The organism is Agrobacterium sp. InxBP2, assembly GCF_026191755.1.
GTDB classification, from domain to species: domain Bacteria; phylum Pseudomonadota; class Alphaproteobacteria; order Rhizobiales; family Rhizobiaceae; genus Agrobacterium; species Agrobacterium pusense.
In genome coordinates, this window is record NZ_JAINDY010000020.1 from 59,806 (window position 1) to 77,185 (window position 17,380).

Genomic DNA, 17,380 nt, shown 5'->3' on the forward strand with positions numbered 1-17,380 from the left:
CCCTTATGCAGCGCGCGCTGCTGGCGTTGGTGCCGGAGTTTCGGTCTTGCCGAGCGTATCGAGGCGCGTCATCGTGCCATTCACGATGGCTTTGTTGCCGCCATCCACTGGCGCCTTGTCTTCGTAAGATCGAGCCTCATCGACGAGGTAGATGCCGTTCGTGACCATCTTCGACAGGAATTCTGCTCGCGCCGTGCTGTCGCCGCGCAAGAGTTCTTCCATGTTGAATTTCACCTTCGTGGTCTTCCTGGTCTTTGCATCCAGCAGGTCACGATAGATTGCCGCCTCAATGCGCTTGAGCATCGGACGCATGCAGGTCTTGGTGAATTGTAGGATCAGCTGCTCGATGCCGCTGCCCCATGTCGTGGTACCGTTGGCGGCGTGCCCGATCATAACGGGCGGCACACCGAAGATGCGGCAAATTTGCTCTACACTGTACTGCCTCGCCTCAAGGAACTGAGCGTCCTTTGGGTTGATCGACATCGGATACGGCTTGAAACCGGCCTCCAATACCGTCACCCCGCCAGCCTTCTCGGCGCCGGCGAACTGCGTGAGTGTTTCGGATATCTGCTTGCGCTGCTCAGGCTTCAGGATTTGATCCGAGCTGACAATGAGCGACGAAAGCAGGCCGTTCTTGAACATCCGGCCAGCGACCTTCTCGCCCGCCAATGCACTGCCGACTGTATTGCGCACAACGGCAATCGGCGACATGCCGCGATCACAGCCCGGCAGTCGGACGCCGCGGACATGAAACATCTTGCCTTCGGGCACTCGGCGCTTTTTGCCGTCTTCCGTCACCTCGTAGTAGCGCGTGTTCCGGCCGTCTTTCGACCGGCACACATCGACGCTCAAGGGGTGAAGAGGGTTGAGCGCCACCAGGCGCTCGCCGTTCATCTTCTTTTCGGCGAAAAAGTTGCCGTCCAACAGCAAGCACATCGCCGCCATCGACCAGAACTCTGGCGCCGTGTCGTCCATGTTCGGCATGTCGTGCAGAAGCTCGTAAAGCGGAGCGTTCTTATCGACCGTCACGCCGTCCTCGCCGTAAACGATGCAAGGAAGCGTGCCGGCCGCGTTCTGCACGAGGTTGACGCATGCCCAAACCGCATCAAGCGACAGGGCACTCTCAATCGTGACCGTCTCCCCGGACGTGGTGCCGAGGCCAAAGAAGCCTCGCCAGAACTCGCCGTCGGTGAGCTTGATAGGCCTTCCGACCCATCTCTCAAAAAAGCCCATCAGGCCTCACCACTAGGTTGCCCGTCACCAGGTGACAGAGATGATGTTGTTGACGAAGTCGTCCAGGTTGCCGCTATCGCCGCCCTCGTAGGTTCCGGCCATCGCCGTTGCCATTGCCAAGGCGACTGCGCCGTCGATGCGGCGTTCGCGATTGTGTTTGACGAGCTTTCGATTTCCAGCAGGATCCGCCTTGACGGTGGCATTCATCATGCACATCGTAAGCACCGGGTGGTCGGCGTGGGCCAGATTGCCGTTGAGGATGATGCTCTCAAGCTCGCGAAGTGCCGGGGACATCGACTGGAAGCCCTGCCCGAAAGGCTGGAAAACAGCGCCGTCGCCTTCTAGCTGATCGTCCGTGAAGCCGGCCTTCTGCAGCCATGGCTTCAGGTGCCTGAAATTCCATCGGTCGAAAGCGATCTTGCGGATATCCATCTCTTCGAACCGGTCGCGCAGGTAATGCGCAACAAACTCGTAGTCGACGGTTCTGCCTGGAGCGGCTTCGAGATGTCCATCCTTGTGCCAAACATCGTACGGCACACGGTCGGCCTTAGCTTTCGCGCGTATGCCGTCGCCGGGCAGCCAGAACGTCGGCTTCACGTGCCAGATGGTTTTGCCTTCCTGCTCCTTCGGCGCCATGAGCACCAGAGCAGTCAGGTCGCTCACCTCAGAAAGGTCGAGCCCACCAAATACAGGGAGACCATCAAAGTCCACAACTCGAGCGTTGCACGCTCGCCAAATAGCCGGCGACACAAACGGAGCATTGGCATCGATCCTTTGGTTGAGATGGAGCCAGCGGAAGCTGGCCTCCTCAGTCGGCATTCGTGCCGCGCGCTCCGCGTCGTCTCGCACCGATGAAACGGACTTGAACTTACCAAGCGCAGGGTTCGCGGCCTTCCACGCTTCCTCGTCGAGGACGTCGCAATCAGCCGGAGCCGTGTAGAGGTGCGAAACCGTTCGCGGTGCTTTTGATGTCTCTGCATCGTCCAGCCATCGCGAAAAGAGGTCGCCGTCAGTCGCTGCCTGTGTTGAGATAGCGAAGATCATCGCCTTATCGCCGTAGGCGCCTTGCGACGTCACGATCGCCTCAACGAAGTCGTCGTGCGGGCCTTTGATCTGGCCAACCTCATCCAGGATGGCTACTAGTGGCGAACCGCCATGCGCGCTCTTCGCTTCCGCCGAGCTGGCGCGGTAGACGACGTTCTTGCGAAGGCCGACAATCATCTTGCCGGACGGGACGATGCGATACAGCCCTTTCAGGCGCGGCGACATCATCAACATCTTGCTGGCGTAGTTGAAAACCTCCGCAGCCTGGTCGCGAGAACGCGCGCCCGACATGATGCGGCTGTTTGGAAACGCCTCAGGGCCAATAACGTGGCCGAGCAACAGGCAGGCGATGGTGGCGGTCTTGGAGTTCTTACGTGCGATCGACAAATACGCTCGCGACGTGCCGTTTGGGTTGTCATAGACGGACAGGATGAAGGCTACCTGGAAGTCCAGCAGCCTTATCGGCTGCCCGACCAGCGCGCCCTCTGGCACGACCAGGTATTCTTCGATGAAGCGGCACATCTTCTCGCCGCGAGTCAGCTCCGACGTCGGCAGTCCGCGCCAGTCGCGCAGAACCGGGATCGGGCCGCACTTGATGGCGCCGACCACGGCCTCAGAAAGCATTCACAACCTCAATCAGGCTAGGAGTTCGTCATCCACGCTCGCGCCCGTCTCAATCTCCTTGGCCTGGTCGCGTCGCTTCGCAGCGTCCCTCGCCTCGCCCTGTACGGCGCGCGCATGCAGCGCCAGCGATCGGCGGAACGAAAGAATGGAAGAAGCGTGCATCTGGACCACGGACTTGCGCGGGTTCGCCACGGGCGTGCCTTTCTCGGTGACTGCGACTGAACCTTCGGTGCGGAGCATGTCCTGCTCCCTCACAAGGTCGGCCATCGTGCGAGCAAGCATCGCGGCAATCTCAAGCTGGTGAGCCGACCAATCGGCGCGGGCGTATTCGGCAATGACGTTCTTGAAAAATGGGACGTCACCGTCGTCGAGCGGCACGTTTTCGGGAAACTGGATCTCCTCGGATGCCGCAGAGGCAATCCTTATGGCCTCATCAACGCTGTCGACGCGGCTTTTCTTCTCAGACATGCGGAATCCCCTCGCGCACGCGCGCTTGCGCACGCGCTAGGCAAAAATCTGTGTTTGCATTTGAATTGCGTTACCACGGCGGTCCTGCGGCGGGCTGGCGGCGACTTTCGTGGCACCCCTACCCACCGACCTCAACCGGATATCCGTCAACGCCGATGACCACAGCCTGCTGGCCTCGCTCGATGCGAGCCTTCAGCTTGTCGTGGCATGGAGCGCACAACGATTGCAGATTGCTTGGGTCGTAGAACAGGTCCAGCTGGCCACGATGCGGCTCGATATGGTCACACACCGTTGCCTCGGTGACATCCTCAATGGCTAGGCAGAACCGGCACAATGGCTCGGCAGCGAGCTGCGCCTCACGTAAGCGCTGCCACCGAGCTGTATGATAAAGGCGCCGGTAGAGCGCGGCCTCGGCTGAGCGGCCGTAGGGTTTGGGCATTGGCGTTGCCTAGCGGTTGGTCTGCGTGGCTGGATTCGAACCAGCGGCTCCCGCAGTCCAAGTGCGGTACTCTGACCAGACTGAGCTACACACAGATAAATGGTGCCGGCAGCAGGAATTGAACCCACGACATCCTCGTTACAAAGGAGGCGCTCTACCTACTGAGCTATGCCGGCTTAGAATGTTTGCCTTGCCCAAGGGCTGCCCAATCCACCCATGGCGCTTGCTCCCATCGGGAAACACAAGCGGTCATTCAGTGGCATCTGCGCAGGACAGACGCGGGGCTGTGAAACTCAAAGCGGCTGGGAGCGTGCACGACCTGTCAAGCTGTCGCTAACAGGGTCACACTACAACCAGCCGCACGATCACCATGCAAGCGGAGGAGAACGCGCATGGGATTGGGAAGCAGGCGGCGCCCATACGGTGTGCCGTTTGGATATCAGGGCTTACGCGTCCACGGCCTGTCCTGCTGATTGGTTGCGGAGGTGAGGTTCGAACTCACGACCTCCAGCTTATGAGGCTGGCGAGCTACCGAACTGCTCTACTCCACGTGATAGTTAACCCCGGCTCATCGCTGGCCGAGGCTCTGTCGCAACGTCAGTGCGTCCAGAAAGGTGCAGGGCTTTTCAACCCCTTCACCTATACAGGTGGCGAGAACACGTTTTATGGACCCTATCCGGCATATTTTTTAATTGCATCCATCAGATTGTCATTTGCTGCAATCATCGCTCGGCGGCCACCTTTGCGGCGCGCGTACTCTTGCGACTGACCAATCGCCTCACCGACATCCGCAAATGTCTTGGCAGTCTTGGCCGTTTCAATCACCGCCCTGTCCTTGGGCTTGAGACTATCGACCCACTTGAACCATTCTTCGCGGTCCTCTCGCAGTGTGGCTACGTCGTTCCATGCTTGTGATCCGCTACTGCCAGTACAAACCTTTACCAAGCCAGGGAACAACTGAGCCAGATTGGAAGGGAAAGCAGGAAAACCATCCGATATCTTTTTCACCTCCGGCATGACTGCGGTTCCAGCGATCGCATCGGCCAACCACTGGCGTTCTTCGGCTTTCGTCTTCGGGCCCGTCCTGTCTTTTCGCTTCGTGCGCTTGACTGGCTTTGATCGGAGCGCATTGAACAAGCCGGCTGGACGGAATTCAGTTTTTTTTCCAGAGAAGTAGTTTCTCGTGCTGGTGGCGTCCTCTGGGTTTTCGTCTCCTCCGCGCTGCACGCGCTCCTTGTCTGTCGTGCCCAGCATGCCACCTGGAGGCACGATGAATTGGTGAGCAACCACTTCTCCATTCGCAGTTACCTTGAAACCTTGCTCAGTCTGCGTACCGTCGCTAAACCTAAGAGAACCCCAACGAACTGTCTGCCCCTTGTCGTTTTTGACCTTCTCGAAGTTTTCAACCTGGCGCATGATTTCCCCGGTTGATGGGGATATGTCCCAAAGCTTGTCCTGCTTCAGGCCTTCCACATCTTCGGGGTTGTTGTCGTTTGCGACGGTTGTAGACCAGTTCGTTTGCAATGGCTCTGGAACATGATCTGGCTCTGTTACGGCGCGACGAATGGCGGCTAGTTGCTCTGCGAGAGATGCGCGTCGGGTCATGCTTGGATCCCCTTCGTTGATGGCGTTATGGCGACGTAGTCGATGTTCATTTCGTCAAGGGCCTTGGCGATTAGTGCATGTGCTTGAACTACATTGCAGGCAAACCATTCCCCCATGAGCCTGCCGTGTGAGCCTGCTAATTCGTGCGATCGACGCTCCAGCTCTTCCGCATCTCTGCCACGGTCTACCCAGAACACTCTGTGAAGGAACAACTCGTAGGGGTTGCCTGTCTGGATTCTGGAGAGCCTGCTGGACGGACAATACGCTCGACCAATCTTCGTTACTTTCCCCTCGATATCCGAAACGACGTAGACGGCATGAGCGCTCTTCTCGATGTTATCGTTTACAGCCAGCATCTTTCTTGATCTGCGGGCTAAGGCTCGGACGTCGTGAAGTGGATCCTCATATTTTCTATCCAGTGGACTGCGTTGAGCAGGCGCCTGCCATTTAATGTTTCCATCTCCGATCACTAGTATATTCGGTGCGCCTATCCCGCGAACGGCCAATTTAGGCATCCTCTCGGTTGTCGTTATCGGCCAGCCATCCTTTGACCAGCATTACCGCCTTGCTGGCCGCCTCTGCTGCGGACGTGAACCGCACCACCTCAACTAGATGTCCCAGTCTTGCGAGTGATGCATGTCGATCAACCTGCGCCGGCGATAGCCGGCCCTTGCCAACCTTGTTCTCAATCATCCGCAGTTTACCGCCTTTGAGGTATATCCGCAGATCAGCTTCGCCTGGCGTCATACCGGTTGCGATAGCGTCAGCCTGGGCACGTGGTCCGCGCTTCGCGCTGTTCATGTCGCCAGCGAGCAGGAACTGACGTCCGTACTCTGGGAGCGACCTCAGGGCGCGCACTTGGGCAGCCTGCCCTTCGCTTTCCTTGATCGGCGCATCGACTACGGAGACCTTGCCCTTGGCCGATGTGCGGATCACTACGCGCCTGCCGTTGATGCGGGTGGTCTGGCTGGTGGCCTTTGTCGGCTGGTTGGTTCGCATGCCGGTCTCCTCCTGGTGGTGCGTGTCGGTGGCCCGACAGTGGTGATGGCGACAGACATACTTTCAGCAAGAGGGTCGAAAACGTCAGCAGGTGGAGTGAAATATTTTTTGGGGTACGTCAGCTAAGGCAGGTTGCACCCGGACCGACCTTCTGCCCGGTGCACGTTGCCCGAATAAATCATCTTGAGAACCGTGCGCGCGGCACACCGCCCTGCACGGTTGCACGTGTAGGGGTATATATAAATATATACCCTACTAAACGTGCACTAACCGGGCAGCGCTGTGCAGGTGTCTCCGCCCGGATGTGCACAGTTACTGCACGGATAAAAAATGCGCTATCCGGGCGGTATTAGAAGTTGAATTGTGCGTGGTGATTTGGTTGTATCAGGAGGGCAAAAAATAAGGGGTGCATTTATGGCTAAGCGTCTTACCGGGGCGGCGCTCACAGACGAAGAAAAGCGTCTGGTTAAAGCCATGCTTAACGACGGGGAAAGAAATCAAGACATCCATATCTTGGTCAACCACGGACGCAACCCGACGGTAAACTTCGGACGCATTAGCCCTGTCAGGAATGAGGATATACAGCCGGCATCAGCCGACGAGGTCGCGAAGTATAAGCAGATGAAGCGCAGCTTCGATCCTGTGACTGGGCTCAATCCCTATACCGACGAGAAATTGATCAGGTCGCGCGAGGCGATGATACTTGCAGTATCTATATTCAACAACGCATCGTATCGCTTCAAGACCGAGGTTTTCTCCGTGCTGGCGAACATCGCATGGTGTTACCTTATGCACGATTACTACGAGAAGAAGGGCATTAACCCGATCAATTCGGACGGAAGTACATGGGCGTTGAGCCACATGCTCGAAAAGGGCGACTGTCCCCTATCAAGTGGGATCAAGGCCAACCTTAAGGCGGTGAAAGCGATACGAGACGAGGTTGAGCATCGGTTATTTGGTCGCAGTGACGGGAACTGGCTTGCGATCTTCCAGGCATGCTGTCTGAATTTCGATAAGACGATTGTTGACTGGCATGGAGAGAGGGTTAGCCTCCAGAACGATTTATCCGTAGCACTCCAGTTTGGAAAGATGTCGATTGATCAGGCGTCTCAGATCCATAGCTACGACATCCCGCCGAACATTGCTGCTCTGGACGCTAGTTTGACTGAAGGCAAAACAGAAGCCGAATTGAACGATATCGAATATCAGTTCAAAGTCGTATACACCCTCGACAGCGCATCAAAAAGCAAGGCGCACATCCAGTTTGTCAGCCCTGATTCTCAAGAGGGCAAAGACATTCATAACGTACTTCAAAAGTATCGCGTTGCTGACGAAATGTATCCTCTGAAGCCGGGTGACGTTGTTAAGAGAGTTAAGGCTGCGGGAAAAAAATTCAGCATGCAGGCGCATACAGACGCCTGGAAAAAACATAAGGCGCGGCCGGCAAATGGTGCGAAAAAGCCTGATCGAACCGACAAGCAGTTTTGCATTTATCACGCGGCCCACAAAGACTACACGTACAATCAGGCTTGGGTAGATAAGCTAATCTCGGAGGCGCCCGACAAACAAAAGTTGCCCCTCTATCCATATTTCGCTGCCGCGCTGGTAAGTGCCGATGAGGACGACATAGGTTTGGGTGCGCCTGTCCAAATGGCGCCCGACTGAACAAAAAAAGGCCGGTGCATCACTGCCCCAGCCTTCCTGTAGCTATCGCCTCTGCCAGTACATCCGTGGTCAGTGCGTAAGCTGTCTGGTCACATAACTCTCGACGTCGAATTTGGTTCCCGTCAAGTTAGGAAAGATAACGCGAGAATGCAGCCAAAAACAAACTCATCAGAATCTGGCGAGACACGAAGGCGCCCAATTGACCGAGGCACACACCACGCAACCGCAGAGCACTGTTCTAACGCCATTAAGCCTTCTTTGTATCTACCCAGCTCACCAGCGAACTTCTCTTTCAGTTGTTCGCTCGAAGCGTATCGCGACGCCTCCACTCTCAGCGCATAGAACGCACAAGCTGCACGGCGAAACGACTTCTGCATAGGAAGCTTTTTCGCGTCGTCGATTGCTTCGTCGAGTTTCGTGCGCAAGTGTAGAGCCAATGACGCGGCGTTCACCGGTAGTCGCCGTTTAACAGACTTCGCCTCGATCTCGATATTTTCCCCGGCCAAGAACACATACAGATCACAGCGCCCGTTTGAATCTCGCTCTTCCACGAATTTTGGCGCTGAGTATTCCTCTAACGCGATGCCACCCTTCAACCAACAAGCGGCGGCTAGCATAGATATGTTGGCGCGCTCGTTGAAGAAGAACGGTGCTTCGCGTCCTTCCATTGCGTCGCAATACTTCGTAGTCGCCTCGATCCACCCATCAAGCAGCTGTCTAGTTGCCGCCTCAAATCCGTGAGACGTACGCCTCACCCATTTGCTGCTCTCGATCTTTAACACGCGGATGGCTTCGATAGAGATTTTGATGCTGCATCAACAGCATGATCAAAAACTTCTTTTGATCGCAATGGGCTCTTGAAAAGAACCGCCAACACACGGTCGGGAAACTCTTGATTTAGTACCTCGACGATGGCCGAGTAGGCCTCTTCGCAAATCTTGGAAATACTGAGCGCTTCAATTTCGTGAGCAAACTGTTCAATGGTGACGTCTAATTTACTCGTGCCAATCAGCTTGAAAACTGCAGCTGCCACAATACGATTGCCATGCACGAGGACCCCCCAAGGATAGCCACTCTTCTTACTCATCGATTTCTTTTTAGCATCAATCCATTTGTCGATCTGACGCTGAACGACAACTGAGTTGTAGGCTTTCGCACCGCTTGTAAGCGGATTAAATACGGACTTATAAGGACCGCGGGTGAGGTCATTAAAAAAGCGCCCAATACCAGTCTTAATGTTCACAGCGAGAGCAGGGTCACCGGCAGCACACGCGAGCGCGGTGGTAACTTCAATAAGCTCGCACGAGCTACTACCCTTGATAAGACTTGCATCTTCGCTTCTCAGGAACTGATAATCTATCCCCTCCATCGACATTTCTTGCTGAATTCTACTCTGCTGAGGATCTTGCGCGACAAAATCGCGGCCTTCAATTCTGTTCTGGAGGTTGTTGGTTCGGGTAACTTCACCGCCAAAATTAGCCGGCGCACCAGACAGAACTACAACGCGAATAGAAACGCGAACTTTTCCCAAATTATCTTCATTCGCAACGCGCGCTAGTGTGCTTATCGTCTGGGCACCATTTACAATCGAGACACCTTTGAACTCAAAGTTACCAGATGAACGCGACGCGGCGGCAGCTGGGGCGATCTTCCGTTCTTCCGCAATAAGAGTGATGCCGTTGTTAAAATACCAAAAATCAGTTGGTGCGGTCTCTGCCGTTTCGCGTATTGCTTCGTTGACGTCCGTTGCCCCTAAGTTGTGCCTTATATTTTTCGCGATAATCCGCTTGCCGTAGGTATCCCACCAAGCCTTTAGTTGCAGACCATCAATCAAACCAAAATATGCTAGGTAAGGCTGCGCGACATATGACCAGTCCAAAAGATTGGCTGTTACAGATATTGCAGATCCAATTGATGAACTCGCTAACGAATCGTACACTGCGTTCAAACCAATGACGTGTTTGGTGGCCATCGGTTCTGCTTGTGGCTCGTTGAGCTCATTCAAAACACGGTCTATATTCGCATGCCCATGATGAGCTATGTCGTCTGCGCCGGTTGAGATCAGCACTATCTCTATTGTCGTGCCAGGCTCCATGATCGCGGCAACTATGTCATTAAGCTTTCCATGTAGCCGCGCATGGAAGTTTTCTTCGTTTTGCTCTATCAAGTCGCGAACGCCGTTAGCGAACACAGCGATGTCTGATGCCGACGGCTCCCCTCCTCCCGCGCTGATCCATTTCGATTGGGCAATCACCACTCGCTTTTCCGATGCGTCATAAAATACCGCGTCCAGACCATTGTCGTCACTACCATCCCAGACACTATGAGCAGCGTCCTCTGGGGAGCAGCCAGTCCGCATAACGATCCCGTATGCCGCAAGACACCGCGACAAAATTTTTTGCTGTCGCTGCGAGTCAGATTGACCGATATCGGTTAAATCCAAGTGCGGTTCGAAAAGAGTAAGTAGTTTGTTGGTGATCTGTTTGACGCGAAGTGATTTCATGGATTTTGCCTGCCATTACAACTTATACTACGCGTACAGAATTCAATACAACAGTCAAGTACACGCCACGGCCTATCAAGCTAAAGTTGCATTATTTTTCACAGAACCTGTTAGCGTTCCCCATCGAGACGGAAATAAAGCCAATTCTCGCCCCCTAAGCCGCCCTCACAAACACCGCCAGCTCCCGCCTAACTGGGTCCCGCTCCTCCCGCTCGACAAGCGCGCCTTCACGCATCAGAGCAGTCACAAGGCTGGCCGCACGCTTGCGCTGCGTGTTATCGTCCAAATCCAGCCCCACGGCGTACGCTACAGCGCCTCCGACCCAATTCTTGGCCTTCGGTGACTTCTTGTAGTCGGACGCGCTCACGGCCGCCAGAATGGACGCACGCTGGTCTTCTGTCAGGTCTCCAGCGACATCCTCGGCGCTCGGCCACTGCCACTCCGTCACCACCGGCGCAAAGTCCTGCGGCTGAGCAAGGCCTGTCCCATTGCCAAGTGGTGTCGAGACCAGATGACGCCACTCCGCCTTATGCGACAGCGGCGTCAGGTTGGACTTGCCATAGGTCGTGTAAAAGTAGCCGAAGCGGTCAGCCTTATCGATGCCGGCCTCTCCCGCCTGTTCTTCCGACATGCGGTTGAGAACGCGCACCGATCGCGCCGCGCCGATTAGTGACACTGCGCCGCGCGCGTCTTCGACAGTCGCTTCGCGGTCCGCCACCTTGCGAAGGTGGTGCACGATGTCGATTGAGCAGTTGGTGTAGTCAGCAATCTGGGCCCACAGCTTCGCCACCTTGTCGATCGCGCCGTTGTCGTTCTCGTTGACGCCGTGCGTGGACACAAACGGGTCGACAATCATCACATCAATACCGTTGCGTTCGATCTGCTCAACCACTGCCTCGACGATCGGCTGCTGGATGCGAACGCCGGCCTTCTTGTCTTCGATGGCGACGCACAGCTCCTGCTCGCGGCCGCTGTCCAGGAAGAGATGCCCCTCAAGGTCTGCAGGCTTCAGCTTGTAGTGGATGCACGCAGCCATGATGCGCCGCTCCATTTCGTCGCGCGGATCCTCGGCGTTGAATATCCACGTGCGGAGACGCTTCGGCGGCTTCGTGCCAAGCAGCGCCCTTCCCGATACCATGGCCAGCGCTTCGGCAATGCTGCTGGACGTCTTGCCCAGACCGCCCGGCGACACCGTGACAGACACGTACTTGCGGATGAAGTGCGAGCCATATGCGAACTCACGGCGCGGCAGTGTTTTGGGGTCGATCCACTTGAAGGCAGTGGCGGTGATTGGTGATGACGGAGGCGCGTTGTCGTTGGCGGGATCAATGTCCCCGACCGGCGACTCTTCTGCCTGCGGCACTGCTTCCGCCACGACATCCGCTTCTACCGCAGCCGCTTGCTCGCGCAGCCTACCCTTCTCAAGCCCGCGTTGGATCATGCGCGTGATGTCAACCAGACGCGTGTTGTCGTGTGCCGGGAAGTCTGGCTCCGGAATGTGGCGCGGGTTCTGGATGCCGGCCTTCAAGCCATTCTCAATCGTCTTGCAGCATCGTGACCAGTCCCTGCCCCAGCCGCGAGCGACGTCTTGCAGCAGAGCGCGCGCCTCATTCTCGCCGAGCGCACCCGCGCCGACGATTGTACCGATCGAGAACGCCGCGTCGTTGAGTGCATTGTTACGCGTGCCCATCGGGGCGCCGGCAAGCTCAGCGAGCTCGCGATCGACGGCCGCATCCACGTAAGCGTTGTTCGTGGCCGCCGACAGGCTGTATTGCGTGTGGGCTGGCGCCGACTTCGGCAGCAGCAGGTCAAGCAGCCAAGCCGGCGCGTCCGCGATTTCGCGCGTGTCTGTTTTCCACTTGTAGGAGCGCCCATTCGCCATCGTGCTGCCAGCGGCCAGCACGTAGCCGCCCTCGGACCGGATATCGACGCCAGCACCAAGTGCACCGCGGTTTCGGGTGCCCACGACGTACTTGAAGTAGATGTGCAGTCCGCCGTTCGGGCTCGTCACGCGCGCCGTGTCGGGCAACGGGCCGTACTCGGCTTCCATCTCCGCCAGCCAGTCTAAGCCATTCGCGCCGCCCGGCTTATTGTCGATGTCCAACGCGAAGAAGCCCGTCTTTTCGCCAGTTGGCAAGCCAACGGCAGCATCCGGCCAATCCGACCACCATCTCTCGATGATGCGCGGAAAGCGCGTTGCGCCCTTGAAGCCGTTGGGCGTCAAAGGCGTTTTTTCGCCGAGCGTAATGATTTCGCCGGTGGCCTGGTCGACATGCTCTTCTGCGTGCGATCGGCATGGAAAGACCGGCCAGCCCAAGGCGACGTAATGTTGCGCTAGTTCAAGCGGCGTTTGCAATGGGGGTCTCCTGATTGCTGTTGGCTGGCATCAGTTTCTGTATGCGCTGCCCGAGCCACACGAACTTTGGAACTGCCCAGCTGTTGCCTAGCGCTTTGTAGCGTGGGCCGTCAGGAGAGTTAGATTTGCCGCGCCATGGTATGTCGGTGTAGTTGTCTGGGAAGCCTTGAAGGCGCTCGCATTCGACGGGGGTTAAGCGTCTGACGGCTGAGCCTACGAGTGCGGCCGCGTATCCTTGCCCCGGCTTACCACCGCCACGAGTAAGTGAATCTGTTTGGTCGGACGTTCGCAATTCGCCTCGCACGTTTTCCATGAAAGCAACAATCGGCGTGCCTCTCCCCGTGCCATCTTCACTGGCATCAGCACCTTCGGCTTTGAGTGTGTGAGCAACGTCGCCGGTAACACCCACGGCCACCATAGTCGTTGTTTCGTAGTCCTGTGACGAACCTTCGCGCGTTGCGTCGCAACGCGCGATTTCAGGGGCAAATACCAGCGCCTCCGAGCCTCCGGCGCAATCTCCGCCTTTTGCTCGTAGCGTGGGTGTGCCTGGGCCATAATCGGAGTGGCCACGCAGCACCGCAACAACCGGATCCTGTCCACGCGTGTCTCCTGTTCGCTCTATTCCTCTGCCGCTGCTAACAAGGCTTGGTGCAACTGGGTGGGTAATACTTTTCCCCGTTTCTCGGCTCGGCGGAGTATCCCTGAACATGCTTTCGGGCTCAAAAAGAACCGCTGCGGGATCTGCCCCGTTTCCAAAATCTGCGACAACGAGCACACGGCGGCGTCGTTGGGCCACTCCGAAAAATTGCCCATCTTTGACAGCCCACGCGGTCCGTCCTTTAGGTCCAGAGACCATACCGTGACGCGCCCACTTGCCTCTTCTCGGTGGTTCGATGGCGGAATCTGCGCCCACAAGTCCGGCGAGGAAACAGCCGAAAGCGTTGTCTTTGGTGCTGAGAACGCCGACGACGTTTTCCCAGACGACATTCCGAAGTCCATTGTTAGCTGCAAGCTCATGCGCAAGCCTCACGAAATCGAGTGACAAGTTGCCTCGCGCATCGGCGAGAGATTGGCGTAACCCAGCGACGGAGAACGCTTGGCAAGGTGTGCCACCGGCCAGAATATCAACGCGACCGAGCGTCCTGGTATCGATCTTGGTGAAGTCTCCAAGGTTCGGAACGTCAGGGTAATGGTGCTTGAGTACGGCCGACGGGAATTTCTCGATCTCCGAGAAAGCCACAGCCTTCCATCCGAGTGGATGCCAAGCAACCGAGGCTGCTTCAATGCCGGAGCAAACCGACAGAAAACGCAGGCCAGTGTGGTTGTCATTTGCATGCTGCATCTTGCCCTCCATCAAAATGGCGCCTCGCTCAACGCCGCCCGCAGCCCTCGCGCACACCCTTCCCAAGCAGCCTTGACCATCATCCGCTGCATGAGTTCGTCGAAGTGCGCCAGGTCCGTCACGCCATGCTCGGCGATATATTCACCGACGGCATCAACGCCGGCGTCAAGGGCACGCAGCTCGTAATCGTCGAGGCGATCGATCTTCTTGTAATTGTCGATGCCCACGGCGCACCTCCGGCAGATATAGTGGGGGTCATGTTTTGGATTAGGATTCACACCGATACCGAAAGCGTGCATGCCGCATACAAAGCAGGTGGTTGGATTGTGGTCGGCGTCGACCGTCGGCGTATGCTGGCGTGGGGTGGTTGGGAGTTTGGTCATGCTGCCACTCCAAACAAGTCCGCTTGCGCCGGCACGTTATCGTTAGAAGCCTTCGGAGCCGCGACAGTTTCGTCATCTATGCAAGCCAATGGATCGCCTTGGCCAATCGCATTGAAATCCACGCAGACGATCTCGCACATTGGCGAAACACCCTTCCAGTCGTTGATGTAGAAAGCTGTATCGATCCCGCAGCCAGCCTCGAAGTGAAGGCCAGTCAGCTCTTGAAATTTTACCGCCTTGCCGTCCTTCTGGCGCTCGTAAGAAGGCCGGCCGCTGTAGTTGAAGCCAGCCGACATCTGCGGCACGATGAACGCGCCAGAGTCAGCCAGATGAGCGGCGATATCGATGACGTGGAATTCGAACTCCGCGCCGGTGTATCGAGGAGCGCTGCCGTTCCGTTTGATTTTACCGAAAGGCGGGTTGCTAATTGCGACATCAAAACGACCCAGGCCCATGTCCAGCACGTTCAGCACATCGGCAAGAATCCACTCTGCCTCCGGCAGGATCTTCTGACCGACCGCGAGATAATCCGGATTGCGCTCCACGCAGGTGATGAGAGCCTTTTGGTGGCTGCGGTGCCAGCACGCATAGGACAGCATGCCGATGCCCGCGCAGAGATCGATGATCCGCCCGCCGTATCCTCCCTGCCCGATGGCATCAATCGTGAAATCGAACGCCATGTCATACGGCGTAAAGAATGCGCCTGCAGCGCCGTTCACATGGTTCGCGCCCTCATTCCAGTTCTTGAGGACGAAGTCCTTGTCGTCTTCAGTCAGCACTGGTTTGGTCAGCAGATCGCAGGCTTGCGCGTGGGCCTTAGCTTGAGCTTTGGTGAGCTTGGCCATTACGCTGCCTCCGCCACATCAAACTTCCCGACCTGATTCCCCCAAGCCGACCAACCCGGCCACGCCTGTCTCGCGAACAACTCGAGGTATGGACCGGCGACCAAGGATTGAATGCGCCCGTACTGCTCATCAGGCTTGCGCGAATGCTCACGACGAGGCGCGCGAATAACAGAGCGAACGCCGCGGCTCAGCCGCTTCGGCTTGCCACGCTTGAACAGGTGGCAAACCTCGACCTCCTGCCTGGTCCAGTAGCCCATGCCCATGCGGCCCTTATCCCAGATGAAGGCGAGCGATACCGGCTTGAAGCCCCAGTCTGCAGCGACATCAAAGGCATCACGCTGCAGATGGCTGACCGTCCACATGAACAGCAGGCAGTCCTTTGCAGCGACGTCGGAAACTGGCAGCGCCGCGATATCGGCAAGCGACATCACGGCATAAGGCTGCGCACCGCGTGCGGGAGCTACATTGTCGTTGGCGTAGGTTCCGAATGACCACGGCGGGTCGGCAAGAATCGCGCCGAAGCGCCCCTCTGGTAGCGGGTTCATATTGTCTCCTCAGACTGTGGTGTTCACGCCGAAGCGGGAGCCGCGTTGGTGGCGCGGCGGGTGTCGTTATGTTATAACTTCTGCACCGATTCAGAAGGAACCGATTATGAAAGAAAAGAAGACCGCGGAAGAACTGCGAAACGAGATTGTCTCGTACGCGGACCCCAATGGCGAATTTATCAGGGCTACGCTCACAGCTGGCATTAGAGGCTCGTGGGACGTATTTCTGACGGGTTCTTGCATTCCACCTCAGGTCGCTGAAAGAGCACGGGCAAAGCATCTGGATCTCCTACAAAGATATCAGATGACTTATCTCGCTCCCTCGCCACTGCCGCGATGATGCGCGCGGCCTGAACTGCTGCGCTACCGTGGGCAATCATGATGGTTTTGGTCATGGAGCCGGAGCCACATTATCGCGGAGCAAGTCTTGCGCCAACTTAGCCTGCTTAGTCCACCGCTTGGCACCTTCTGGCACAATCATCTCGCCCCAGCCTGACCAGTTTGCTTCATTGACGTGACACCAATCTTCAAGATCTTGAATGGCTTTGATGGCATGCGAAACCAGCGGACCCCGATCTTCATTACGCCGATACTCGCCGTCCGATAAGTTTTCATCGTCACGTCTCTGAAGGCCGTGCGTTTCTGCTAAGATACGAACGATGGCACATGCCTCCGTCGCGTTTCGTATCGGCGTGTTTAACGCCTCAAGGACCGCGTTGATGGTTCTATGATCCAATGTTTTCGTTTCCATCAAGCCACCCTCACTGACAACTGCTCACCCGCATCGCCCATCTTCGCGCCGCGAACCTTCTTGCCAGCCTGCAACGCTTCCTTGATGGCGGCCTTGTCCGGCGACGTCGAAATGCGAAGGTATGCCTTAGGCAGCAACGCCTCATCGACGATCTCAACTGCAGCGGCCTTCTTGCCGATAGAGATCGTAGCTTCGGCCAGCGGTACGCGCGGCACGCCTGCGGCTTTCAGCAACTTGAACATCAGGCTGCGCATGGCTTCCTTGCGGCGCTCGGCGCGAGATTTGCGCGCTTGCAGGTCGGAGATGCGTCCGGCCACGGCCTTCGCCAGGCTGTCGGCGTCGCGTTCGCCGTTGACGAGGCGCGTCAGGACGGCGTGGAAGTTGGTCTCGCCTTCAAGCATGTCTGCGCGAAGTTCTTCATCCGTTTCGAGCTCGGGATAAGCGGCGAGCATGTCGGCAAAGAGCGCTTCGAGGTTGGCGACGTCGGAGGCTAGGAAGTTGTCGTTGGCGGATCTTCTCTCGCTCATTCGTATCTCCTCAATGTGGTGACGCCATTGGTGTGGCGTAGAGTTTGAAGT

At 56.9% G+C, this 17,380-nt stretch carries 17 protein-coding genes and 3 tRNA genes; 1 reads left to right on the plus strand and 19 read right to left on the minus strand.

What is annotated here, in order from left to right:
• Positions 1–3: 3 nt before the first annotated feature.
• The 10 genes from K7A42_RS03160 to K7A42_RS03205 all read right to left on the minus strand — a co-directional run bounded on the left by K7A42_RS03160 (position 4) and on the right by K7A42_RS03205 (position 6,412).
• On the minus strand, positions 4–1,233 hold the full coding sequence (locus K7A42_RS03160) for a phage portal protein (RefSeq protein WP_282454820.1): 1,230 nt from the start codon (positions 1,231–1,233) through the stop codon (positions 4–6).
• 24 nt (positions 1,234–1,257) lie between these two features.
• Positions 1,258–2,901 carry a terminase large subunit gene (locus K7A42_RS03165; RefSeq protein ID WP_282454821.1) on the minus strand — a complete coding sequence of 548 codons (1,644 nt, stop codon included), beginning with the start codon at positions 2,899–2,901 and terminating at the stop codon, positions 1,258–1,260.
• Between the two features lie 12 nt (positions 2,902–2,913).
• Entirely contained in the window at positions 2,914–3,369 is a 456-nt protein-coding gene (locus K7A42_RS03170; RefSeq protein ID WP_282454822.1) for a terminase small subunit, read from the minus strand.
• Positions 3,370–3,487: 118 nt separating this feature from the next.
• Complete coding sequence (locus K7A42_RS03175) at positions 3,488–3,808, minus strand: HNH endonuclease (protein ID WP_282454823.1); 321 nt, start codon at positions 3,806–3,808, stop codon at positions 3,488–3,490.
• Positions 3,809–3,825: 17 nt separating this feature from the next.
• Positions 3,826–3,903: transfer RNA gene (locus K7A42_RS03180), tRNA-Pro, on the minus strand.
• 5 nt (positions 3,904–3,908) lie between these two features.
• Positions 3,909–3,984 (minus strand) — tRNA-Thr (locus K7A42_RS03185).
• 298 nt (positions 3,985–4,282) lie between these two features.
• Positions 4,283–4,359 (minus strand) — tRNA-Met (locus K7A42_RS03190).
• A gap of 121 nt (positions 4,360–4,480) precedes the next feature.
• Positions 4,481–5,413 (minus strand): hypothetical protein, encoded by a 933-nt coding sequence (locus K7A42_RS03195; protein WP_282454824.1) that lies wholly within the window; start codon positions 5,411–5,413, stop codon positions 4,481–4,483.
• Positions 5,410–5,919, minus strand: a complete 510-nt coding sequence (locus K7A42_RS03200) for a GIY-YIG nuclease family protein (RefSeq protein WP_282454825.1) — start codon at positions 5,917–5,919, stop codon at positions 5,410–5,412. The genes K7A42_RS03195 and K7A42_RS03200 overlap by 4 nt, the downstream gene beginning before the upstream one ends.
• Before the next feature lies 1 nt (position 5,920).
• A complete protein-coding gene (locus tag K7A42_RS03205; RefSeq protein ID WP_282454826.1) occupies positions 5,921–6,412 on the minus strand; it encodes a VRR-NUC domain-containing protein in 492 nt (163 codons plus the stop codon).
• 414 nt (positions 6,413–6,826) lie between these two features.
• Between K7A42_RS03205 and K7A42_RS03210 the strand changes: the two genes are divergently transcribed.
• Complete coding sequence (locus tag K7A42_RS03210; protein ID WP_282454827.1) at positions 6,827–8,077, plus strand: DUF3644 domain-containing protein; 1,251 nt, start codon at positions 6,827–6,829, stop codon at positions 8,075–8,077.
• A gap of 122 nt (positions 8,078–8,199) precedes the next feature.
• Here K7A42_RS03210 and K7A42_RS03215 read toward each other — a convergent pair whose 3' ends face one another.
• The 9 genes from K7A42_RS03215 to K7A42_RS03255 form a co-directional block, all read right to left on the minus strand.
• A complete protein-coding gene (locus K7A42_RS03215; protein WP_282454828.1) occupies positions 8,200–8,745 on the minus strand; it encodes a hypothetical protein in 546 nt (181 codons plus the stop codon).
• A gap of 107 nt (positions 8,746–8,852) precedes the next feature.
• Positions 8,853–10,580, minus strand: coding sequence for an AIPR family protein (locus K7A42_RS03220; RefSeq protein WP_282454829.1), 1,728 nt, complete (start codon positions 10,578–10,580; stop codon positions 8,853–8,855).
• Positions 10,581–10,734: 154 nt separating this feature from the next.
• Positions 10,735–12,936: a bifunctional DNA primase/polymerase gene (locus K7A42_RS03225; protein ID WP_282454830.1), complete on the minus strand. Its 2,202-nt coding sequence runs from the start codon at positions 12,934–12,936 to the stop codon at positions 10,735–10,737.
• The gene (locus K7A42_RS03230) at positions 12,920–14,278 is read right to left on the minus strand and encodes a DNA cytosine methyltransferase (RefSeq protein WP_282454831.1); all 1,359 of its coding nucleotides are present in this window, start codon (positions 14,276–14,278) and stop codon (positions 12,920–12,922) included. Before K7A42_RS03230 ends, K7A42_RS03225 begins: the two co-directional genes overlap by 17 nt.
• An 11-nt stretch (positions 14,279–14,289) precedes the next feature.
• Entirely contained in the window at positions 14,290–14,661 is a 372-nt protein-coding gene (locus K7A42_RS03235) for a DUF6511 domain-containing protein (protein WP_174067222.1), read from the minus strand.
• The gene (locus tag K7A42_RS03240) at positions 14,658–15,506 is read right to left on the minus strand and encodes a methyltransferase (protein WP_282454832.1); all 849 of its coding nucleotides are present in this window, start codon (positions 15,504–15,506) and stop codon (positions 14,658–14,660) included. Before K7A42_RS03240 ends, K7A42_RS03235 begins: the two co-directional genes overlap by 4 nt.
• Complete coding sequence (locus K7A42_RS03245) at positions 15,506–16,051, minus strand: MT-A70 family methyltransferase (RefSeq protein WP_282454833.1); 546 nt, start codon at positions 16,049–16,051, stop codon at positions 15,506–15,508. Before K7A42_RS03245 ends, K7A42_RS03240 begins: the two co-directional genes overlap by 1 nt.
• A gap of 391 nt (positions 16,052–16,442) precedes the next feature.
• Positions 16,443–16,802, minus strand: coding sequence for a hypothetical protein (locus tag K7A42_RS03250; RefSeq protein ID WP_282454834.1), 360 nt, complete (start codon positions 16,800–16,802; stop codon positions 16,443–16,445).
• Positions 16,802–17,329, minus strand: coding sequence for a siphovirus Gp157 family protein (locus K7A42_RS03255; RefSeq protein ID WP_282454835.1), 528 nt, complete (start codon positions 17,327–17,329; stop codon positions 16,802–16,804). Before K7A42_RS03255 ends, K7A42_RS03250 begins: the two co-directional genes overlap by 1 nt.
• Positions 17,330–17,380: the final 51 nt, after the last annotated feature.